The organism is Pseudomonas sp. P20 (assembly GCF_016463925.1).
GTDB lineage: Bacteria > Pseudomonadota > Gammaproteobacteria > Pseudomonadales > Pseudomonadaceae > Pseudomonas > Pseudomonas aeruginosa.
Genome location: NZ_JAEMVM010000002.1, coordinates 399,266 through 421,482 on the forward strand (window position 1 = coordinate 399,266; position 22,217 = coordinate 421,482).

General features: G+C 52.1%; 16 protein-coding genes and 1 pseudogene. 11 read left to right on the top strand and 6 right to left on the bottom strand.

Going from position 1 to position 22,217, the window contains the following annotated elements; all coding sequences use genetic code 11:
• Positions 1 to 211 precede the first annotated feature (211 nt).
• Positions 212 to 988, top strand: coding sequence for a hypothetical protein (locus tag JHD77_RS03010; protein ID WP_078451187.1), 777 nt, complete (start codon positions 212 to 214; stop codon positions 986 to 988).
• Entirely contained in the window at positions 985 to 3,858 is a 2,874-nt protein-coding gene (locus tag JHD77_RS03015) for a DEAD/DEAH box helicase (protein ID WP_031690886.1), read from the top strand. The genes JHD77_RS03010 and JHD77_RS03015 overlap by 4 nt, the downstream gene beginning before the upstream one ends.
• Positions 3,859 to 4,111: 253 nt before the next feature.
• Here the strand turns inward: JHD77_RS03015 and JHD77_RS03020 are convergent, their stop codons facing one another.
• A complete protein-coding gene (locus JHD77_RS03020; protein WP_124101426.1) occupies positions 4,112 to 5,161 on the bottom strand; it encodes a hypothetical protein in 1,050 nt (349 codons plus the stop codon).
• 724 nt (positions 5,162 to 5,885) lie between these two features.
• On the opposite strand from JHD77_RS03020, the gene JHD77_RS03025 reads away from it, so the two are divergent.
• From JHD77_RS03025 to JHD77_RS32825, 4 genes are read left to right on the top strand one after another with little or no spacing between them, the layout of a single operon-like run.
• On the top strand, positions 5,886 to 7,385 hold the full coding sequence (locus JHD77_RS03025; protein ID WP_078451188.1) for a DUF3375 domain-containing protein: 1,500 nt from the start codon (positions 5,886 to 5,888) through the stop codon (positions 7,383 to 7,385).
• A gap of 2 nt (positions 7,386 to 7,387) precedes the next feature.
• Positions 7,388 to 8,125, top strand: coding sequence for a DUF4194 domain-containing protein (locus tag JHD77_RS03030; protein WP_031690888.1), 738 nt, complete (start codon positions 7,388 to 7,390; stop codon positions 8,123 to 8,125).
• The gene (locus JHD77_RS03035; RefSeq protein WP_171889859.1) at positions 8,122 to 11,427 is read left to right on the top strand and encodes an ATP-binding protein; all 3,306 of its coding nucleotides are present in this window, start codon (positions 8,122 to 8,124) and stop codon (positions 11,425 to 11,427) included. Before JHD77_RS03030 ends, JHD77_RS03035 begins: the two co-directional genes overlap by 4 nt.
• Positions 11,411 to 12,571 (top strand): Wadjet anti-phage system protein JetD domain-containing protein, encoded by a 1,161-nt coding sequence (locus JHD77_RS32825; protein ID WP_031690890.1) that lies wholly within the window; start codon positions 11,411 to 11,413, stop codon positions 12,569 to 12,571. Before JHD77_RS03035 ends, JHD77_RS32825 begins: the two co-directional genes overlap by 17 nt.
• Positions 12,572 to 12,629: 58 nt before the next feature.
• Here JHD77_RS32825 and JHD77_RS03045 read toward each other — a convergent pair whose 3' ends face one another.
• Complete coding sequence (locus tag JHD77_RS03045) at positions 12,630 to 12,818, bottom strand: hypothetical protein (protein ID WP_124101425.1); 189 nt, start codon at positions 12,816 to 12,818, stop codon at positions 12,630 to 12,632.
• A 337-nt stretch (positions 12,819 to 13,155) separates the two neighbouring features.
• Here JHD77_RS03045 and JHD77_RS03050 point away from each other — a divergent pair, with 337 nt between their 5' ends.
• Entirely contained in the window at positions 13,156 to 13,527 is a 372-nt protein-coding gene (locus tag JHD77_RS03050; RefSeq protein ID WP_033975301.1) for a histone-like nucleoid-structuring protein, MvaT/MvaU family, read from the top strand.
• A 302-nt stretch (positions 13,528 to 13,829) separates the two neighbouring features.
• Here the strand turns inward: JHD77_RS03050 and JHD77_RS03055 are convergent, their stop codons facing one another.
• A complete protein-coding gene (locus JHD77_RS03055; protein WP_078451189.1) occupies positions 13,830 to 14,603 on the bottom strand; it encodes a CHAP domain-containing protein in 774 nt (257 codons plus the stop codon).
• Positions 14,604 to 14,907: 304 nt separating this feature from the next.
• On the opposite strand from JHD77_RS03055, the gene JHD77_RS03060 reads away from it, so the two are divergent.
• A complete protein-coding gene (locus tag JHD77_RS03060) occupies positions 14,908 to 15,783 on the top strand; it encodes a hypothetical protein (RefSeq protein WP_191519429.1) in 876 nt (291 codons plus the stop codon).
• Positions 15,784 to 15,883: 100 nt separating this feature from the next.
• Here the strand turns inward: JHD77_RS03060 and JHD77_RS03065 are convergent, their stop codons facing one another.
• Positions 15,884 to 16,108, bottom strand: coding sequence for a DUF7740 domain-containing protein (locus tag JHD77_RS03065; RefSeq protein ID WP_216664332.1), 225 nt, complete (start codon positions 16,106 to 16,108; stop codon positions 15,884 to 15,886).
• 765 nt (positions 16,109 to 16,873) lie between these two features.
• Between JHD77_RS03065 and fnr the strand changes: the two genes are divergently transcribed.
• Positions 16,874 to 17,605: a fumarate/nitrate reduction transcriptional regulator Fnr gene (fnr, locus tag JHD77_RS03070; protein WP_031690895.1), complete on the top strand. Its 732-nt coding sequence runs from the start codon at positions 16,874 to 16,876 to the stop codon at positions 17,603 to 17,605.
• Between the two features lie 765 nt (positions 17,606 to 18,370).
• Complete coding sequence (locus JHD77_RS03075) at positions 18,371 to 18,682, top strand: DUF2845 domain-containing protein (RefSeq protein WP_078451190.1); 312 nt, start codon at positions 18,371 to 18,373, stop codon at positions 18,680 to 18,682.
• Between the two features lie 40 nt (positions 18,683 to 18,722).
• Here JHD77_RS03075 and JHD77_RS03080 read toward each other — a convergent pair whose 3' ends face one another.
• On the bottom strand, positions 18,723 to 19,142 hold the full coding sequence (locus tag JHD77_RS03080; RefSeq protein ID WP_171889858.1) for a hypothetical protein: 420 nt from the start codon (positions 19,140 to 19,142) through the stop codon (positions 18,723 to 18,725).
• A 415-nt stretch (positions 19,143 to 19,557) separates the two neighbouring features.
• Between JHD77_RS03080 and JHD77_RS03085 the strand changes: the two genes are divergently transcribed.
• Positions 19,558 to 20,397 carry an endonuclease domain-containing protein gene (locus JHD77_RS03085; RefSeq protein ID WP_161558078.1) on the top strand — a complete coding sequence of 280 codons (840 nt, stop codon included), beginning with the start codon at positions 19,558 to 19,560 and terminating at the stop codon, positions 20,395 to 20,397.
• Between the two features lie 508 nt (positions 20,398 to 20,905).
• Here JHD77_RS03085 and JHD77_RS03090 read toward each other — a convergent pair.
• Positions 20,906 to 22,060 (bottom strand): annotated as a pseudogene (locus tag JHD77_RS03090) (IS30 family transposase).
• Positions 22,061 to 22,217 lie beyond the last annotated feature (157 nt).

Sequence of the window (22,217 nt, forward strand, 5' to 3'; positions counted from 1 at the left end):
CTCGAAACAGCCAGACGAGTGAGCGATCGTGGTCCACGTGTAGCGGAGGTGGCGAAGCGTTTGGCGTGTCTGTATAGGGCATTGAGAAACTCCCGAGTGTCATGAGGTGAATTCTCGCATTGGCTAGTAAAAAAACCACAGCTATCGCGTTATGATAGTGGCAGAAGGCCTTGCCCAAATTGCAACGGCCATGTGCTGGACAGGGAGTGTGATGCCAAAGGCTTTTACAAAGATTTCCTCGCCATCGTCTAATGGATGGCCGATACAGCTTATTCGGGGAAATCCCGATTGCTCAGCATTTTACAAATGGATATATGCCGAGCTTGATAAAGTCACAAAAGAATGGCCGGCGAAAATCACGAAAGACACTCTAACCACCGGCCGAAAGGGAAATCTCGGCGAGTTTCTGTCGGCTAGAGTCGCGCATGCTAGTGGGTTATCTGGTAAGAAAAATGGGTATACGCTCGCACTTATGGGGGCACTGACTCCCCATCAAGATGGTGCTCCGACTGGGCTGGATATTACCATCGTCCATTTAGATCCAGGGGGGGACGAGAGTAAGGATCGTCTTTACATAATGGAAGTTAAGACTACTGGCGCTCCCCGTCTTACCTATGCTAATGAGCTCGTTAAGGACTACAAAAAGCTACTAGGCAAAGCGGCCGTCGCAGGGTCCTTAGGCCAAAGGCACAACTGGCTGATGGGCTACCTGATGGTTGTGCATGAGTTTGAGGAAGACGAGCTTGAACGAGTGAGTAGGCTTTTCTTACCTCAAGCGAAGGACTGTAAAGGCATTCGGCTTTTACCAACCTTAGTGCATGATCGCACAGTAGGAGACTCTGCGGCGATTACCGCATTGGATGCTGTCGCCGAGAAGATTAAGAAACAAGGATGGGGGGCGAAAACTATTGAGCCTTGGAGTATCGCAATAGATAACCTCATTAACTGCCTTGTTCATCTTTCCAATAACGGAAGTACTATGCCATGAGCGAGCTCCCTGAGTCTGTCAGATTTCTCGACAGCGCTGCCTCCTCCGCGGCAAAGGCTAGGGGAGTCGAACCAACGTTTCCAACCGAGGATCCGGTTGATGTAGCGACTGCTTTGAAGTGCATTAATGCGTTTCAAATCCGCGTGGACGAAGAGACACTTGAGGCTCTTGATGATGAAAGCAAAGCGAGACCTTTGGTAGCTGCAGCTCGGATTTTGCAGTCAACGGCACAGCACTTACGGCAGGCTAAAAAACGTCCCGTGGACGATGATTTTGACGACCTGCTAGGTGACGAGAATCTATCGATTGATGAAGATCTAAACGATCTTTCGTTTTATGCTGCACTCGCTTTTGCTATGCACGGTAATTTTCCAAGTGCTCGTGCTGTACTGGCTGATGTCGATCCGAGCTATATCAGGAAGAGTCAGGTTTTTCGCATGGTTGCAGCCATTTGCGAACCCTCTAGTTACGATGTTAGATATGAGTCGGACGAGATAAATGGCTCAAATGAGGCTGAGTTCAAGAGGTTTCGACGCTTCTGGAAACGAACTTTCTACCACAGCTCCGTGTCAGCTCGCGCCGAAGCATTCGCATCCGCGCTCAGAATATTTTCTCAAGTATCCATGGCTGGAACCCTCGCGGAGGGTGCATTATTGCTTGGAGGGCGGATGGCCGCTTACCAAGCCAAACGATTAGCGACTATTAATCTGCTAGATGCTGCATCAGAAATTCCGTATGGGTTCGTCAGAAATACTATTAAAAGTGGCATGGTAACTCTGCTGCCACCGCAGCATATTCTTCTGAGTAAAGAGCGGATTGCTAAGCATAGACGTAATACACTATTAACTCTGCCGACGAGCACAGGCAAAACTTTTATTGCTGAAGCATGCATCGCTGCCGATTTGGCTGATAATGGCTTGTGTGTCTATGTGGCTCCGTACGTTGCCGTAGGGGAGCAAGTTAGAAGCTCGCTCGAGAATCGTCTTCGCGAAATTTTCCCTGTTATCCCGATGTTTGGCGGATTTCAATCCGAGGCTGTTAGTAGTTTCGCTGAGGGCGAGGTTATTGTTGCTACTCCAGAAAGGTTTGACGGTTGGCTTCGTGCTGGAGAAGATATTGACCGGCTTCGAACTGTAATCTTCGATGAGATTCATATTTTAGAAAATGGGGCCAGGGGTGCGCGCGTGGAGGGTCTTATTTCACGGATTCGACTCCTACAGCGGACTAATTCAAAGCTGCGTATTATTGGGCTCTCGGCTGTGTTGACAGAGCCAGAGGCGGTTTGCGCTTGGCTTGGTGTGACAGCACAGGATCTACACCAAATCGGGTGGAGGCCTACTGCTCGTCGATTGGCTATGTGCCGCGCGAATGGGGACATGTATTGGATTCATGGGACAGATACACTCCGCCCTGCGGAAGAGAGGCCAACGTCAGAGATCTCTGAGCCTATTAGAATCAACCTGCCGGGAAAAATTACACCAGCTCAATTCCCCAAACCTAACGAGAAGAGCGCAGCTGCCAACGTCGGTGCGATAGCACGAGATCTTTTGAGTCGACTGGGTTCGCCAGGTCTGATCGTCTGCCCAAGAAAGGTTGACACACGATTACTCGCTCGAGAATTGCTAGCCGGTCGCGAGGAAGTCGAGGATGACGAAGTGGCGGGGATTGCTGCTAGCATTCTTGAACGCTACCCCTATTTAGACTTTCTCGTTGAGTGTCTTAAGCGTGGAGTCTCGTACCACAACGCATCATTGCCTTTCGATGTGCGGCGCGATATAGAAAAATTGACTCGCGAGCGTGTGTTGTCGGTGGTTTGCGCTACAACTACGCTCGCTGAAGGCGCAGATCTTCCGTTCCGGTGGACCATTGTCGCTCACTGGCTTACTAGCATGCGCGATACCGGGACGGATATGAAGTCGATGATATTTCGCAACATTGCGGGTCGTTGCGGTAGGGCAGGTGCGTTTTCCGAAGGCGATACAATTCTCTTCGAAAACCTAATGGGGCCTCCTTCCCTTCAGAATAGGCGAAATATCAAACAGCGCTTGGAGGAAGTCATGTTTGCATCATCGCCTCTAGCGTCGACCATGGGAGGGAATTGGCGTGAAAATCCACCTGAGGGGAAGAGTTTCTTAGAGGCAACCATTAGCGCGCAGCTGCTTGCGTGTATTGCAGAGCATCCCAATTCCGAAGATATAGTATCGGAATTGACTAACGCGTCTTATGCGGGGCAGACCGATGGCAAACAGAACGTAAAAAGAATCTTGTCTGAGACTGCACAATCAATTCTGGATGATCAGCAGCCAGGCGGAGCAATGGCAGTTGTTAATAGTCCGATAAGGCTTACAGATTTTGGTCGGGCGGCCAACCTAAGTGGGTTCTCGCCTGGGACATGCAGGTTAATGATGGAGTTTCTTTCCGAACAATCCTTTGAGGTCGGCGCGGGGCTCTATAGCGAGATTTTGAGGCGGTTTAGTTCGGTGCCAGAGCAGTCAAATACGACGTTGCAGATGATATTCGAGAGGGATAATCATAGGAATGTTGTTAAAGCTAGCAATATCGAAGAGGTATTGGAAGGTCTGCTGTTGAGGAAAAGTCTACGCCTGATATTTGAAGGGCTGCGTAAGAAGACCTCGAAGGCGATGCCGGAAACTGTAGAGACAATGTTCGAAGATTTCGTGTCGTTTGTTAACGGTGTAATAGCGAATTTTCTTCCGTGGACTCTTAGGGGGCTTGGTAAACTCAGCGCTCATGGCAGTAAGTCGGCCGCGAATATAAATTGGTCACAACAGGCGAAGGATCTTGAGTTTGCGCTGAGGGCTAGGGTTGATAATGTTGAATTCGACGACCCATCGATTCCTGTTGAATAGTAGTCGTGGTGTGTGGGCTTATTCGCCATAGAACATGGTTTGCATCCTAACTCAGTCAGCATGATCCATCGCATCATGCTGACTGAGTTATATGATTTTCGTGCTGGTGCAAATTTTCTTGTTGTCGCTATGAACGGGAGTTGAATCTGGCGCCTTATGGCTCGATACAGCATCGTCAGAGAGAATAAAGATTTTTCGAGTTGGCGCTGGGAAGTGATGGACTCTATGGTGATGAGTTTTAATGGGAGATTTGTTAAATGCCCTCGTGTCCTGGGATTTTGAACCAGATTGTGCCGGAATTGGTTTTCCAGTTGTCATAAATGTATAGTTTTCCGTTTTCCTTTTCGATGCCTCCAATTATCTTTTTTTGAAGGTCGATGCTGTGCCCGGTTTCAATGAGATATTGGTAGCTTAAATTTGTTGCTTCTTGGCTTGTTCTCGCATTTTTAAAGAAGAACGCGGTTTCTTTTGAGCGTCCGTCGCCTTGAGGGATTGGCCTTTTAGTTGAAAAGACGTTGGTGATTTTTGCTCCTTTTTGGAGGCAGATTTCTACATAGTGGTGCGTCTGCCAAGTAAGGTAAGGGTAAGCGATACTGTTCACGTTTCGGCTAAAATCCAAGAGATTGTAGCTGATAGATGCGATCCTCTTTATGGCTTCGTCTGAATTTCCGCGGCTCCCTATAATTCCCTTTCCTATCACTCCGCTGGAAATCAGTAGGTTGTTTCCATGATTTGGGTGGACGAATTCGCATAGATAGTCATACGCGCTTTCTGCGTCGTTGATTTTCTTCTGCAGTTCTTTTATTGAGGAGCTTACATGGATGGCTTCCTCTTCTTTAGGGATACCCTTTTTACTTCCTTGGCCAGCATAGGTTCTCTTTAGGGTCGTCTCTGCTTTTAAAATTATATTGTTGATTTTATCTAGCGTGCCTTGGTCCTTCAGGTTGTTGATCATCTCTTCGACGGCTTGCATGCAATAATTTAGCGTGGCTATCTGCTCTAGTAGTGAACGGCAATTGTTTGCCAGTGACAGTGGGTTATTGCTTTCTAGGGCGTGAAGTATTCCCTTTGCTAGTAAATAGTACTTGTATTGAAAAAGCTCTAGGCAGTAAAAGGAGTGGTCGGCTATCTTGTAAAGGCGTTTAGATATTACGTTAAGTGGAGGACGCAGGTCGGCTGATTTTTTATTTACCGAAGTTCTTATTTTTTCGAATCTGGCGTCATGATCTCTGAGGAACTCATGCTCTTCAGCGTTTGAAATATATTCCCTTAAAGCGGCTGAAACAGTATCTACAGTTTTCATGTCTGCTGACCAAGTTGGATTGCCAGTCTACACAGAGGGTGAGTGCGCGAGGCTCTGAGATTGGGCTTGAGAATCAGTTAAGTAGTGGGGCGCACTGGCTCGGAGTTTAATGCTTTTCAGGCCCGAGGTGTCCTTCCAGAGGAGCGCCATTCTTCTGTTGCTGTAGGCCCATAGCTTTTACCTTGTTAATGCAATAGAGGGGAGGGGCTGTCGGCCAGGAAATTTCGATTTTGTTTGATAAATGTCAAACCTATATTCATTGATGGCCGGATTCTGAGACGCCATTATTGGGCGTAGCAAGGTGGTAGAGTGAGACCTTGCACAGTCATCTCGTTCAACTGGGTAGTCGAGCTGAGAAATGAGTGGTCAGGGTGTTTGACGGTGCGCATTCCACGCCGGCTAGGCTCCGATGCCAGATGGGCGTGAACGGCTAGTCTCAGAATGGCGCTGGTCGATGTGAGTCCCCGATCCGAGCACTTGAGGTGGTGATGTTCCTCAACGCCGCCGCACCAAAAAAGCCAGCTAAGCGGAAGACAAGCGTATTCGCAGTGGCAACAGTTTGAACGTGATTGGAGAACCGGGCATCAAGGAGAACTTTCTTGGCTCGTCATAGCAAGAACCGCTTGTGCGGGAGCTGTGGGTAGCGACGAGGTTCAGTTCGAGGCTCGGACGCCAGATAGCAGGTGTCATTTCGAGTGGTAGTTGATTCGGCCGAGAGACTTACATGGAAGAGAGTACTCAGCACCTTACCGAACGTTATGTTTCCTCTCGTAGCCAGCATCCGGCTTGGCTGCTTCTGGCCTCCCGAAGAGCGCCTCTGGTCCTTAGCTGTCTCCGCACTCTATTCGAAAGGGCCAACGATGGAATCGTTGTAGAGGATGCGCTGCAAGGCTTGTCAGAGCTGTTGTCCAGCTATGCAAGCCAAGAGCTATTCGAGATCGATGCTGACAACGTCCAGCTCCAGGCGGGGCGCGAGTTGCGGGAATGGATCAAGCGGCGATTGATCGTCGAGCGTGAAGGCAGAGTTTATGCAACCGATGCTCTAGAGGTCGCAATTCAGTTTGTAGAGTCGCTAGACAGCCGAATGATGACGTCTACGGCGTCGCGTTTGTCTGTCGTACAGCGCGAAATCGAGAATCTCGAGACCAACCTGAACCCCAGCCCTGCTGGCCGCATCGCCAGCCTACGTCGTCGAATTCACGATCTCGAGCTTGAGCTGAAGCAAGTTGAAGCAGGCCACATTGTCGTTCTTGATGAGGCCCAGGCTATCGAGGGAATTCGAGAGGTATACAGCCTGGCGACCAGCCTGCGCGCTGATTTCAGGAGGGTCGAGGACTCTTGGCGCGACGCAGATAGAGCGCTTCGCCAATCCATCATTAGCGAGCAGTACCACCGTGGCGACATAGTCGATCTGCTGCTCGATGGACAAGACTCGCTATTGAGCACACCTGAAGGGCGGGTGTTCGATAGCTTCCAGCAGCAGCTCCGACAGTCCATTGAACTGGACGATATGCGTGCGCGGGTCCGAACGATTCTTCGGCATCCTGCTGCTTCCAAAGCGCTCCAGCGTAGCCAGCAGAAAGAAATGCGGTGGCTAGTCCTGCGACTGGTCCAAGAGTCTCAGTCAGTGCTCCAGGCAAGAGCGCGCAGCGAGAGGGACGTCAAAGGTTTCATGAAGACCGGGCTTGCCCTTGAGCACCATCGCGTTGGCCAACTGCTCCACGACATTTTCAATGCTGCGCTGGGGTTGGATTGGCAGCGCCAAAGCCAGCGTCGAAAAGCTGTGCCACTGCCTCCTATCGGGATTCCGATCTCGGGCATCCCGTCTGTTGAGCGCCTGCGGTTTAAAGACGTCAGTACGGGCGCGGATGCAGAGCTGAATCTAGATGTTGTTTCAGCTGGGTTAGACGAAATCGATGCGGACTTTTGGGATGCATTTGATGGGTTGGATCGAAATGCGCTCATCCGCGAAACCCTGTCGGTCTTGGCTCAACAGGGAAGGCCGTTAAGCCTTGGAGAACTAGCAGCTTTGCTGCCGCCTACACATGACCTGGAGACATTTTCTCTTTGGTTAGGGATGGCCCGTGAGGCGGGTCTCCATGTGTACGAGGATGAGGCTGAGAGCGTGGAGTTGGTTGACTCAGACCAGCAGCGTTGGCGGTTCCATCTTCCTCTCGTCGGTATGGATAGCGTTGCACTCAAGGATATTGATTGGGAGTTGTGAGCATGGCGGGAATTTTCGATCAGTTGGCAAATTCGGCAGGGGATGATCAGCGGCCGGCAGAGCTGCCTGCTGATGAGTCAGAACAAGCGGCGCCCCCTCAGCCTCACGAGCCATCCGACGATAGTGGTCGTACTCATGGTCGCATTAGAGAGACCGTGCAGGAGCTTCTTAAGTACGGGTTGCTGGAGGACAGTCATAAACCCAACCTCTATCGCTTAGCCGTCACTCATGTCGCTGAAATTGCGAGCGTCCTTGAGCCCCTCGATCTGGGCGTCAGTATCGACGAGATAAGAGGGCTTGCCTTTGTGACAGTCCGACAGGACGTACGCGCTGAGCCAGATGAGTGGTCACACCCACTCGTGCGAAGGCAGCGCCTGAACCTCGAGCAATCCCTCCTCATCGCGATACTGCGTCAGCACTTCATTGTGTCAGAGCAGGAAAGTGGTATCGGGACGACTGTTGCCCAGGTCGCTGTGGACGATTTGATCCCGCAGCTACAGGTCTACCTTGGCGATTTGGGTAGCGATGCAAAAGAGCGCAACCGCGTTCTCACGCTACTCGATCAGTTGAAAGGACATGGTTTGGTGTCCACTCCGGATGCGCATGACAACATCATCATTCGCCCGATCATTGCCCACTTGGCGAACCCTGAGAACCTGCAGGCTCTGCTAGCTTGGATTCAGGACCAACAGCGACTGGAAAGTGACCCCATTGACGCGGCCATGGAGGTCGAAGAGTGAAGCAGGAAGCTTTGTGGCGGGATAGCGAAACCTTCGTTCTCACCTCAGTTGAGATGTTTAACTGGGGCGGCTTTCAAGGGCTGCATCGGGCGCCGATTGACGGTGCTGGGACAGCTGTCATTGGCCCGACAGGGAGCGGCAAGACTACCCTCGTCGATGCGCTTATGACCCTCATCTGCGCGAGTCCGCGGTACAACCTGGCATCCACCGGTGGTCACGACAGCGACAGGGATCTTGCCTCGTATGTTCGTGGTGTCACCGGTCCAGGAGACGGGAGTGCTGGGCAGTCCCACATCGCTCGTTCTGGCAAGACGGTTACAGGAATCTCCGCGACGCTCAACCGTGAGTCTGGGATGGTTCGGCTTGGTGCGTTGCTCTGGTTCGAGGGCACTAGTTCATCTGCCGCAGACATGAAGAAGCTCTGGATATTCAGCACCTCTCCTGACCATACGCTTGAACACTGGTTGAGCGTTCAGCACGAGGGCGGGATGGCTGCTCTGAATAAGATGGGGAGCTCGGAAGCGGGGATCTGGACGTACCAAAGCAAGAAGCAGTACCTCGCCCGGCTACGTGATTTCTTTGAGGTTGGAGAGAACGCATTCAACCTCCTGAATCGAGCCTCAGGACTGAAGCAGCTCAATAGCATTGACGAGATTTTTCGTGAGCTGGTGCTGGATGATCGTGCGGCCTTTGATCGTGCTGCAGAGGTGGCTGACAGCTTTGATGATCTCACTGAAATCCATCGTGAATTGGATGTTGCGCGCCGACAGCAGCGTACGTTGGAGCCCATAGCTGAACTGTGGTCGCGCTACCAATCGTTGGAAAGCCAGGCAAGCGAGAAGGCAGCCTTAGAGCGACTTGTACCTGTTTGGTATGCGGAGCAGGGGCACCGTTTGTGGCTGGCGGAAACGGAACGGTTGCGGATTGAGAGTCGGCAGGCCGAGGCGGAGGTGGCATCTGCCCACGAGCTGCTCGAGGCGCAAAGGCAGCGCACTGATGAGTTGCGACAGCTCTATCTGCTGAAAGGCGGCACCAACATTGATCAGCTGAGAGCCCGCGTGAATGATTGGAGCAAAATTGCTTCGAAGCGTGCGATCGACTCAAAGCAGTATCAGTCGCTGGCTCGGAATCTTGGTCTTTCAGATGATCTCGATTCGTTGGTATTGCAAGAGAACCAGGCTACGGCAGAGTCGCGCCTTGTCGCTCTGAGGTCAGACCTAGAGCAAGCCAAACTGACGTCCTTCCAACTGGGCGTCGCAGAGAGTGAGCAGTCGAGTTTACTCGCGAGGCTTAAAACTGAGCGGCAAGAGGTTGAGCGCCGACCGGGCTCAAATTTGCGTCCGGATTTCCAAAGCCTTCGCTCTGATTTAGCCGCGGAGCTCGGCCTTGACGACAGCGCACTGCCGTTTGTAGCAGAGCTCGTCCAGGTCAAAAGCGAAGAGCATCGTTGGAGAGGGGCCGTCGAGCGGGCAATTGGTGGCCACCGCCTACGGATTTTGGTACCGCCGCAGTCCATCGAGCATGCCCTTCGTTGGATCAATAACCGGCATAACCGACTGCATGTCCGCTTGCTGGAGGTGAAGCACCCTGAGTCACCAGCAGTCTTCATGCCGGATGGCTTTACTCGAAAACTCACATACAAGGATCATCCCTACCGCGAGGCACTTAAGGCACTTCTTGCTGAGAATGACCGGCACTGCGTCGACAGCCCAGAGGTGCTGAGATCTACTCCTCATGCGATGACTGCTGAAGGCCTCATGTCGGGTAAGGCCCGCTTCTACGACAAGCAGGATCAATTGCGATTAGAGGATGACTGGCTCACGGGCTTCGACAACCGCGACCGTTTGGCCCAGTTGGCTAGTCAAATTCAGGAAGTCACTGAGCGACAAGCGCAAGCTGCTCAAGAGCTCAAAAATGCTTTAGCTGCGGTTAGCTTGCTTGAAGGCCAGATTCGGGCTTTCGAGCAAATCAGCCATGTCGATTTTGCGGACATTGACCTACCGGGAGCGCAGAAGCAGCTCGACGAGCTGAATCAGGGGATCCAGGAATTGCTCCAACCCGATACTGATCTTGCGGCAGCAAAGCAGGCCGCAGACCAGGCGGCGGAGCTGGTCGGCACACTAGACAAGCAGCATCAACAGGCGATCGCAAAGAAAGCTCTGGTAGATACCCGCTTCGAGCACGCGGCAACGAGTACGCGCAAAGCGTTTAGCCGGTCGGAAGTGGGTATGAGCGACCAGGAGCGTGAGCTAGCGATTAGGTACTTTCCAGAGGTCGCTCCGAAGTATTTGGCAGAGATTGGCGAACTTGAGCTGCAGTTCACTCGGAGTCTGCAGGGTGAGATCAGCGGCCTCAAGGACAGGCTCAGTAAGCTTCAAACCGAGCTCGCAAAGAAAATGTCGGATGCGCTGAAAGAGGACACTGGGGCTCTGGTAGACGCAGGGCGAGAGCTCGATGACGTGCACAAATACCTGGATCGGTTGAGGGTGCTCACTGAAGAGGCCTTGCCAGAGAAGCTGAAGCGATTCCGGGACTACCTGAACCGCTCCTCCGACGATGGTGTCACTCAATTGTTGAGCTACATCGAGCAGCAGGTAGCGCTAATTGAGGAGCGACTGGACGATCTGAACAGTACGATGTGCCGGGTCGACTTCCAGGCGGGGCGGTATCTGAGGCTGATCGCAAACAAGGTGTCGCACGACAGCATTCGTGCGTTGCAGCGTGCGCAACGTGCCCTCAACTCGGCGAGGTTCATTGATGACGAAGGGGAGAGTCACTACAAGGCCCTTCGGGAGCTCGTGGATATTCTGCGCGAGGCTTGTGAGCGAAATCGGACTCAGGCCGCTCGCACACTACTGGATCCTCGCTTCCGGTTGGAGTTCGCGGTCTCGGTGATCGATCGGAATACAGGCAACACAATTGAAACCCGGACGGGCTCACAAGGTGGGAGTGGTGGCGAGAAAGAAATCATCGCCTCTCATGTCCTAACGGCATCGCTGAGCTATGCCCTGTGCCCAGATGGCAGTAGCAGGCCACTCTTTGGCTCCATCATCCTGGATGAAGCTTTCTCCCGAAGCTCTCATGCCGTCGCGGCTCGAATCATCGGGGCTCTCCGGGAGTTCGGTTTGCATGCCATCTTCATCACTCCAAACAAGGAAATGCGGCTGCTGCGCCACCACACTCGATCGGCGATCGTGGTGCACCGAAGAGGTATGGATTCCAGTTTGGTTTCGCTCAGCTGGGAAGCCTTGGATGAGCACTATCAGCAGCGAATGAAGGTGCAGAGTGAAGCCACCACTTGAGATCAGCCGAAAGCTAGCTCGTCAGTGGTATCAGGCAGAGACACGTAGCAAGCGGCTTCTTGGCCTAAGTGAGTGGCCGCTCTGCATGCGAATAGGGGTTCCAAGCGCCAGAGAGTTTTCGCAGAACCCTGGCGCTGTGCAACGCCATGCTGAGTCGTGGAAGAAAGTGGCAATCGGGTTGGTGGATTGGGAGCCAGTCAGCTATCGCGCTGGCGCTGAACCAATCCTTCTTCCTTCTCAGTGGTGTCTACGCACTCCATCGGAATGGATCGCTGCAACAATGGATGCCGCGGTTTGTAGGGAATATGCAGACCTTGAGCATATCGTTGAGAGCGTAGATGTGGCTTTCAGAGCGCTGCTTGTTACTCAGCGCAGCCTCTGGCTAAAGAAAAAGCCAGAGGAGGTCATTGCTGCTGCAGATTTGGCCCTGCGTCTCCAGCCAGGATGCGCCATGGGGCGGCCCCTGCGCTTGTTGGCCGAGCATGGGGTGGACACGAAGTTCTTCGAGCGGAACGCTGGACTGCTTACGCGACTGCTGGATGAGCGTTTTCAAGGTGAGCCTTCGGAGATGGGGCTAAACACGTTCCTTGGGGCTCTTGAAGAAAATGAGCATTGGGTCCTTGTGGCGCCTTTGTGCGATGGGCTACTTCCATTCAAGAAGCTCCGGCTCACAACAGCTCAGCTAAAAGAGTCTCGGCTTCCTGGTTCTCGGCTCATTGTCGTTGAGAACGAAAAGTGCCTTCATCAACTACCTGCTCTTGATGACGCCGTCGCGGTTCTTGGATGTGGCCTCGATCTGCAGTGGATGGCGGCGTCCTGGTTACGGGAGAAGCAGCTAGCTTATTGGGGGGACATAGATAGCTGGGGCTTTCTAATGCTCAGTAGTGTCCGAGTGCTTTGTCCCGATATTTCTGCTCTTCTCATGTCAAGAGATGTGTATGAGTTATACGCCCCAGGGTCCGCAGTCGAAGAGCCCGTAACGGCTCAGGTATACCCTCCGTCCGGACTTTGCAGTGAGGAAAAGGAACTTTACTCGCACCTATTAGGGCAAAAAAAGGGGCGATTGGAACAGGAGTACTTGCCTTCAGCCGCTGTCGAGGCAGCAATAGACCTGTGGATAGATAGGACTTCTAATGACGTTTAGCGGGTGCTCATGACGTCGAGCTAGACGTTGACATTAGGGTATGCCCGGACATTGACATTCAAATATCTATCCGGGCGAGGCCAAATGTCAGGCTCATACCGTCGATGGGGGACTTCCTATTCGAGGCTTCGACCGCCAAGAAGGTCGCTAATGAAAGCGATACATGGCGACGCGGCGTACCAGGAAGCACCTGGTTTACCGCCTCGCGTTTGAAGGACTCGGGAATACGTCGTCTGGGCTGGGGCATGAACACTCCTTGCGGTGGGCATTGTCCACCTTAAGTCAGTGTCCAATCAGACCGGGACAGACCAGTAGAAGGTGTGTCTAGCTAGGGTGGAGCTGTCGTAACGCAGAACGGCGGTTCTACTTGTTAAATTCTAGGGGATTATTTGTCTAGGTGGGTTAGGTATAGATTTTTACTTCGTGCCCATTGGAAATTTGACGAAGGCAAGCACACATAACTTTTCTCCTGATTGTGAAGCAGGCCTTTCCTGAGTAATGTTCATCGGATGTAGCTTGCTGACAGTTTATTTTCGGGTTATTGTGTCCTTACGATGTCCGGCTGAATTCTAAAGGAAAATAAAATTTCTAAACTTGCTGAGTTTCGTGCTGCGGAAAAGGCACTTCAAGAACAACTTGCCTACCTCGAGTCCTTCAAGAACGACGCCGGCCTCAAGCGTGAGATCAAGTTTGAGGAAGAGCTCAAGTCTCTCATGAAGGAGTACGACAAGAACCTGCGCGATATCGTATCTATCTTGGATCCTGACTCTCGCCCCGTTGGTGGCAAGCTGCAGGCCCGAGGAGCCAGCTCTCAGCGCAAGGCTCGTGCCGTCAAGGTCTACAAGAATCCGAATAGCGGAGAGATTGTTGAGACCAAAGGCGGGAACCATAAGGTGCTGAAAGCTTGGAAGGCAGAGTTTGGCAATGACGTTGTAGAGTCTTGGTTACAGAATTAATAAAAAAGGCCGCGAAAGCGGCCTTTTTTATTTCCCTCCGGGCGTCTCCAAGGATATTTCCGAATTGTTAGCTGAATGCCACGCAGGCTGGAGTCAGCTGCACTGTAAATTCGGCGATCCATCGTTTCTAAGTGGAAATATTGCGGAGAAGCCTCTGACAGTGGCTCAGCGGGTTTCCGACTGAGCCAGGCGAGGAGGGACATGCTGGGCTCCAAGCCGCGGGTATGGATTTGCGGGTTCCAGAAGGGGGCTTGCTTCCCCCTTCTGGTATGGAGCCGGTTGGCTAGCTATGCACAGATCGCTTATGGGTGCAGCTGCGAATCAGTGCGGTAGCTGACTACTTTCAGGATCGAGCCGTTTTTGGTGTAGGCCTTACGGCAGATTGTAGATCGAGGGGGAGTCCCATCACGCTGATTGCCGCCGAGCACCAGTACGTGGTCGCCCTGATCAGCCAAGAAAAAGGCAACGTGACCTTTTCCGCCTTCGCCATCGGTGATGTTATCGAACACGACTATGTCACCAGGCTCGGGTGAGGTCGTCGGCTTGCTCCAGTTTTTGAATGACAGCGCTCTGGCGCTATTAGTTGGAGGCGCTGAGTCAGTAGGCAGCGTGCGGCCGTTGGCGGCCCGCATGAGGCAGTAATTGACGAAGGCTGCACACCACGAGGTCGTATCGCCGTCGGGCTTGGTTTGCGTTGCCTTGAAGAACTCGACGATTACCGGGTTCCAGCGAGATGGCCAGGCTGATGCATACGGCTTTCGATCTTCACCGAAATATCCTTGGCCAACGGCCCAAAAGTAGCTCGCCACTTCGAAGGGAGTGCACGCTGAGGGGGCACCATCCAGCACCTGCTTGCCGATGGCACTTTCTTCAGCCGTGGGCGACCGCGTGCCTAGCGCTCCAACATTGGAACCTGCCGCAACTTCGTCTGGTAACAGGTCGTTATTCAGCGATGGTTGGTCCGATCCAACAAGGTCAGGTGGGAGGGGCGTGGGTCCTGAGTCTTCTTGCAAGTCTTGCATCACAAGACCGAGGATTTTGATGAGGGCGGGGTTGCGGGTTTCGTTGAGCGCCAAGATGTGTTTCTCCAGTGCAACAGGCTGTCTGTGGTGTCCCTTCAATGCTTGAGCCGGGCGCCCGGTCAGGTATAGCAAATCGCCGACACCCTACTTCAGTCCCCAAAAATCCTGCGCGAACGAGCCTGTGTACTCACCTCTCTAGGTCGGTAGTGGTCGTCCTAAACGTAAAATTGCTCGCTGGTACTGGTTCAGCCAAATCCGCACAGAGCAGTTGTTTGGGATTAGGTGGGATGGCGCGTTGACAGCATGGCCGGTTGGTCTATTTTCGAGCGATTACCACTTCGCATGTCATGGAGGACCTATGGATCGCCGAACTGTCTTTCCGATACTGCTCGCGTTACTGATGCCATTTCTAGGTGGCTGTACAAGGTCGCTGATGGAAGATAGTTGGCCCGTCCCGCCGGACGATATTGTCAATTATCCGCCCCCGCAGCTGGCGCCAAACCCAGCAAAATTTGAACAGCTGTCGCTTGCTTCGGAAAATGCGGAAGGATTGCGAGTACTCATCAACAAGCACAGCACTGACAGCAGTAAGAGAGACTGGGGCAGCGGTGATTTCACCACAGTGGGGACTATTGCAGCCGTAGGTGGGGCGGTGGCTGACCAGACCGGCCTGATGAATACTGGCGCGGGTATGTCGATCCTCGGGCTGGCGGCCCGTGAACGCTACAAATACAACATCCAGAGTGCCTCCTATGTCGGAGCACGAAAGGCTCTAGAGTGCATGCTGAGTCATGTGTCTACCACCAATAACGATGAGGTGGAGTGGGGAATGATTCAGCAAGGCAGTGCGGAAACGCAGCAGCCCGCTAGCGAGCTGCCGGCAACAATTGTGCAGGCGACATTAAAAGTGAAAGAAAGCCTCATCACTCGGTTGCAGACCATCCAGAGCGAGCCTGTGAAGGCTGCTGACTTCAAGGGAGTGTTGGATCAGCAACACCAGGCTTACAACGACATGGCTGAAGCTGAAAAAAAGCTTAAGCAGACGGTCGATAAGGACAGGCAAGCGCTAGTTCAAATGAAGGCGGTAGGGTTCACCCCCTCTGTGACAGACAGCGCGAATGCTAATCGAATCTCTAAGGAAGAGAGGTTAGTGCCGCTGGAGCGTCAGGTGAGTACCGGGAAAAAGCTTGTAGCTTTGCCGGCAGCAATCAATGCCTGCGTGGCGGGATACTAGTTGCTGCTAACTGCATCGTCTCTGCGAGGCCATGGCGCCGTTAGACTTGATTAGTCTGTGCTGTTCCTCTCATCCGTTCGAGGATGCCTAGGGGTATGGCCTAGTCGAGATTCGCGGCGATCTGGTGGACCAGCTTCAATGGAGCAGAGCTGGTCGCAATATTGAAGAGTATGTCGCGCTTGCTGCGAGGAAGTTGCTTGGCGCACCGCTTTGCGGTGGCCTTTATGGCGCTATCGGTGCCGTGAATTTTCGCAGCAAGCAGCAGCGCTAGGATTGCATCTTGAAGGTCCACTCTTGAATCCAGCTCCGGGTGGGGCGGCACCATGGCTGTCGATACCGGTGGCGCCAATTCTGGCACCCCAACTTGGTTTACCCAAGCTTTAGTTTGATTGTCTTAGGCAAAAATGAGATGCCCCCCCTGGGGCAGGAGCTGTTTGGGCTCTTGTCCCTGAGGATCAGTGATCCGACGAAGTTTGCATGCCGAGCTTGTTCCTCATGCCCTGCCGCAACGCTAAGCCGAGTACTACTTGGCGCACTGCCCTTTCGACATCGAAAGGACGGCTGAGCTGTTGGTATTCATGGCGGTGAGTAGCTTCCATTAGGCATGCAAACGCTGGCTCTAGATGAGCCCTAGGGCGTTTGGTTTAAGGATTTTTCTCTAGGCTGGCTTTCCTGCCTTTAGGTAAGCACAGGCTCCTTGCCGATAATATTTTGTTTTCGTATTTGGGTGTCAGACGGGCTTTTGAAGTTTGCGTTAGATATTTGCGCGACAGCCTGCTGCAGTCCGAGGTGTCTGCGGACACACCTAGAGGTGTCCGGGGACATTGCTTGTTGAGTTCTTGCTCGCGACCATTAGCTCTGGCGTTTACTGCTTCGACTATTAGCGTTTATCTGATTTTCTTTCTATCTGGTGTTGTTTTTCATCGCGCTGCTGCATTGGGTTCTGTTTCGGTGTCCAGGTTCGAGGCTCTATTGGGGCATCGCTTGGTGATGAATTATTTAAACTGAAGAAGGAAATCTTTCGGAGTGTTGTTTCTGGGTCGTGATGTGATTGTGCTTGACGCGAAAAATTGATTCTGAGACTGACTTTATGGATGGAGTTCATCGGCAAATTGTGCGGCGCCAGATTCACTGTGGTAGCTGTGCTTTGGCAAGCCATTGTTTGCCGTCTTCGTTATCTCTCAGTGAGATTGATATTCTCGATGAAATGGTCAGGCGTAGTAGGCCGTTAGAGCGAGGGGAGTTCTTGTTTCGTCAAGGCGAAGAGTTTAGGTCGATATTCGTGATTCGCACAGGCATGATAAAGAATTACTGTATTACAGACACTGGTGTGGAGAAGATAACAGGTTTTCAATCGCCAGGTGAGATTCTCGGTTGGGCTGGAGTGGATTGCGGAGAATATCCAATGTCTGCTCAGGCGCTCGAACCTACATCCGTTTGCGAAATACCTTTCGGACGACTGGATGAATTGGCTGAGGCGATCCCTCAGTTGCGGCGTCAATTGATGCGGGTTATGAGTCGGGAAATTCGGGAAGACCAACAAATGATGCTGCTTTTGTCTAAGAAGTCTTCTGAGGAGCGAATCGCAACCTTCTTGCTGAGTTTGTCTGCTAGATTTCGAGCTCGAGGGTATTATGCGCATACACTTCGTTTAAGTATGTCTCGTGGAGAAATTGGGAATTATTTGGGGGTGGCCATGGAAACGGTCTCTCGATCTTTTACGAAGCTGCAGCAGTTGGGATTGATTCGGGTAAGTGGTAAGGAAGTGCAGATAGTTGACTATATGAAGTTTTGCGAGCTGGCCGGTGGCGAGGGGAAGTAGTTTTTCTTATTAAGTTGCTCGGGTGGGTGTCGGATTTTGGTTGTATTGCGTGTGGCTTTTTATAGGAAAGGCATGCGGAGAAAGAGTTTTGTTGTGTTGGTGGCCATTCGTACGTGTCAATTAGCAAAGAATAAAAATGCAGCAGGAGCCCAGCGGGCCCCTGCTTATGACGATTAATGCTGGGAGTCGTGCGCCCGCCTAGATTTATAATGAATTATGGCGAGTGTTAGCACGATGACCAACATCAGTGGCCCAAAACGCGCCGCCAGAATCACCAGCGCTACAACTGCTAGGGTGCCGGCAAAAATGCGGGTCAGCACAAATAGCAATTCGCGAACGCAACACGCTGAGCCCTGTGTAAGCAGGGGGGAGTGTTGCAGATGAAACAAAGATCTCGGATCTATTACACCGAAAGCCAGAAGGCGCTGATGTGGGATCGCTGGAAAGCAGGTGGTTCGCTCCAGCGGCAGCTACCATAGCGGACTACCGCTCAGTAGGTGCTGCGATAAATGAACCAGGCAATGAACACGACGAATGGAGCGAGCAGAACGCCGGTTTCCGTGGAAGTGCTCCGCTGTCTGGATCAACTCACCTCAAGTAATTTGACGGAGCCTTTAACGACCAATGGCTCCCTTCTTATACTCGTCAGTAGCCATTACCGAGACGTGTGCCAATGTTGACGTGTGTAATGACGCTCGGGTGCAATGATGTGGTAGTCTTAAGGCGTGCCGATTTTCTGGCGGATTATGTCTCAAGGAGTACGTTATGAGGTTTAGGGAATCTTGCACTGGTTTGTTGTTTGGCTTGCTTACTTTTGCTGCGACATCTACTCAAGCAGCCACAATGCGTTGCGGAAGTAATTTGATAAGCGAAGGCGAATTGATAGTTGATGTGATTAGAAAGTGTGGTCAGCCAGCGCAGCGTCAGGTTGTGGGCCCTGCTGTCGACGCTAATGGTTACGTAGCAAAAGGCGCTGCAACAATTGAGAATTGGGTATATGGCCCCAGCAATGGGGCATATCAATACCTGCGCTTTGTCGATGGCAGATTGGTTGAAATCCGTACTCGAATGAATTGATGGAGAGCGCAGGTACTCAGTGAGTACCTGCGAAGGGGCATTAGCCCGCAGTTCCGATGACATCCAGCAGAGTAGCGATGGGGGCGCTTTGAGCGCTTGCGACAATGATCGTCGTGTTCGCCCCAGCTTTGCTGACGGCTTGTTGAAGGTTGTTTGCCGTTAATTGCGCGCCGTTGAATGTGGCGCTGAAGAGTTTGCTAGCCCCGGCAATAGAGAGAAGTTGAAGCATGGTATTGATGTTCACTGCTTGAGCAGTGTTAACACTGATCTTGGTCTTAGTCCCCGCTGCAGTCAGCGCTTGCTGCAGGTTATCTGCTGTCAACTGCGCGCCGTTGAAGTCTGCGCTGAAGTTCTTATTGTTGCCCGCATTTTGTATGGCCTGAACGAGGGCCGTGATATTCGCCGCTTGGGCGGTGTTGACGCTGATGCCCGAGTTGGTTCTACAGATGGTGCCGGCCAATGCCTCGATGGCGCGACACCTCACTTCGTAGGCTGCGAGAAGATCGAACTAAGCACGTTGAGCCAGTAGTTATTGATTCTCCTGCCATTATTATCTATTTTTTCGAAGTCATTAATAATTGATTCAACGACATCTATTAGCGAGATAGCTTAATATGTGATATTCTCTAGTGAAAATTTAGCTAATCGAAAGTCGGGCAGAAATTCTTGCAAGCCCCGAACATACCCCGGGCCGGCCACTAAGAACTTTAACAATAGCATGGATGCTCTGCATGAATGGAAACTCTGAAAATAAACTATGGATTAGACTTGGGTTACTGGCCGTTACATTGCCACTATGCTTCATATTTCCATACGTCTTGCTCCTCACACTTATACTTGCGTGGGAAATTTTCGTAAACTTCAGATCACCCAAGATGGAAAGCGTACCGCCACCCCGAACATGGGCCGACGCGACATCTGAGGACAGCGACTGGCTCGATCTATTCCTCAAAGGCTGCGAGTCTCCGGCCGAAGAGAAATTTCTAAAGACAATGGTTAAGGAGTTCAATTTTTATCCGAAAAAAGGAGTTCTAGTCTCTCCAAGACTATCCATGCAAATTCAGTTCAAGTTTGGAAAGTATCGATTTGATTTCTTACTGAACAACAAGTACATCGTCGAGATTGATGGTGCAACATATCACTCATCCCCCGAGCAGATTGAGCGCGATCGTATCCGAGATGAATACTCTGCGGCCAATGGCTATAGTGTTCTACGGATACCGGCAAGTGTAGTTTTCAATAACTCATCCGAAGCTATCCGGCGGGTCAAGGACTTTGCTTTCGCGCCCGCCACGGCGGTAGCCCCCCCAAGCTCAAAGCCTATTTCTAGACGAAAACCTGTATCGCACTACCTCAATGACCTCACAAATGGCGTATCGAGTTTCGCTCAGAGCATCAGTGACGCAAGCTTGAAGAAGACTGCCACTTCAGATTTTAGGAATTCAATTAGCCATGAGCAGATCTTTCTCGGCGCCATGGTTAGCAAAATCGAGTCAGAAATACGCATCATGAGTCTTTCTCCTGAGGAGAGAAAGTTTCACGATGATATGTACGAAAAGCTTACGCAAGGGCATACAAAAAAACTCTTGCAGAAACCTTTCACTGGACACCTGTTGTGCTACCAAAACCAGTTGGTAATTGCGAAGTTCAGCAACAGATCGACTCAGAGTGTGCTGATGCACTTGAAGAGCGCAACAAACGTTTTGCGGATCTGAGAGAAAGATCTGCAAATGACCCTCTGTTTTCGGTTCTGTTCTACCGATACATGAAAGAGTCGCGATTTCCAGAAATGAATCTAATACACCCAGCCCTCATATATAACGCCGATCTGAGCCTGCACCAGCACCATAGAGCTTTTCCACCCCTAGATACCTGAAATATTGGGGAAAAATTGGGACAGAAAAATGGGGAAAGGTTTATTTTTCTTGATCTAAACGTCCGCTCCTGTCCGACTTAGGCCACCCACGAACGGCTGCAATGGATTGTGGGTTAAACCGATCGTGACCGGCTCCAAACAGCCCAGCCTGTGTAAAAACGTTCTCGAAAACGATAGCTGCTCAGAAAACGAGCAAATTTCGCGTTTTCTTGCGAGTTCAGGGCGAGCCAACTGGGAAAATTTCTTCAGATTTCACGTAGCAACGTGAACCTCAAAATTGCTCGAGCGTTTTTACACAGCCTCGGCCGATAGCGGCCTGCCACCAGCGTCCGTCCACAGCTGTGGATTCAACCGATCGACGCAACAGCCTGGTTAAAACACTCGGCGGGAGTTGAGTACCCCAAGGTTTTTCTGGGTCGCTCGTTCAACTGCCGAGCGACTTTGTCCAGCGCGTCCTGCGAGTACAGCAGAGATCAGTGCCCTTCGGGAAGTACTGCCGTAGCAGGCCGTTGGTGTTTTCATTTGTCCCGCGCTGCCAAGGATTCTGTGGATGACAAAAGTAGACCTGGATATCCGTCGCCAGAGTGAATCGCTTGTGAGCAGCCATCTCCTTGCCTCGATCCCAGGTCAGGGATTGGTAGAGCTCCTGAGGCAATCGCTGAGCATTCTCGATCAGTGCATTCACCACTGTCTCGGTGTCCTTTCCATTCACTTTCACCAGCATCACATAGCGGCTGTGGCGCTCAACCAGCGTGGCGATCTGACTGTTCTTGCTGCCGCACAACAAATCGCCTTCCCAGTGTCCTGGTACTGCACGATCTTCAACGATGGCCGGCCGCTCGCTGATGGAAGTCGTATCGCTGATACGGCCATGGTTACCGGTTTTCTGGGTGTGATGACGTGACCGGCGTATAACGACTACGGCGCAGATACTCCAGTAATTCTTTCTTCAATGCGCCACGGGCCTGGATGAATAGGCTGCGGTAGATGGTCTCGTGCGACACCTGGTAGGCCACGTCCGGGTAAGTACGCTTCAACCACCCAGCAATCTGCTCGGGCGACCACTGGTTCTGAAGCTTCTCCGCAACAAGCTGCGCCAACTTTGGGGACTGGACAAGCTTGCAAAGCTTTGGGCGACGAGCCCTGTCCCATGCCGCCTGATCAGCCTGGTTGGCGCGGTAGCTTCGGCAACCACCGTTACGGTTGATCTCACGGCTGATGGTGGATGGGGCTCGCTCCAGACGCATCGCGATATGCCGAATCGACTGGCCAACGGCAAGTGCTCTCGAAATCTCCTCGCGTTCAACCAGTGTTAGCGCCAACCTGGAACGTCGTCGCGCGATTGGGCGGATGCCGCCTGTCTCCGCAAGAATCCCTTGGATCGAGGAATGGTTTCGGTCGAATAGCTGCGCAATCTGCTGGAGCGAATCACCTGCTTTCCAACGATCCCACATCAACGCCTTCTGGCTTTCGGTGTAGTAGATCCGAGGTCTTTGCTTCATCTGCAACACTCCTCCTGCTCATGCAAGGTTCAGTGTGTTGCGTTCACCGGTTGAATCCACAGCCGAAAGCGGACGGTGGCCGCTTATACAGTGAGCTGGACAGTCGAATGCTCGAAGTATCATTGGCATGTGGGAGCGTGCGAGCAATTATGCACGC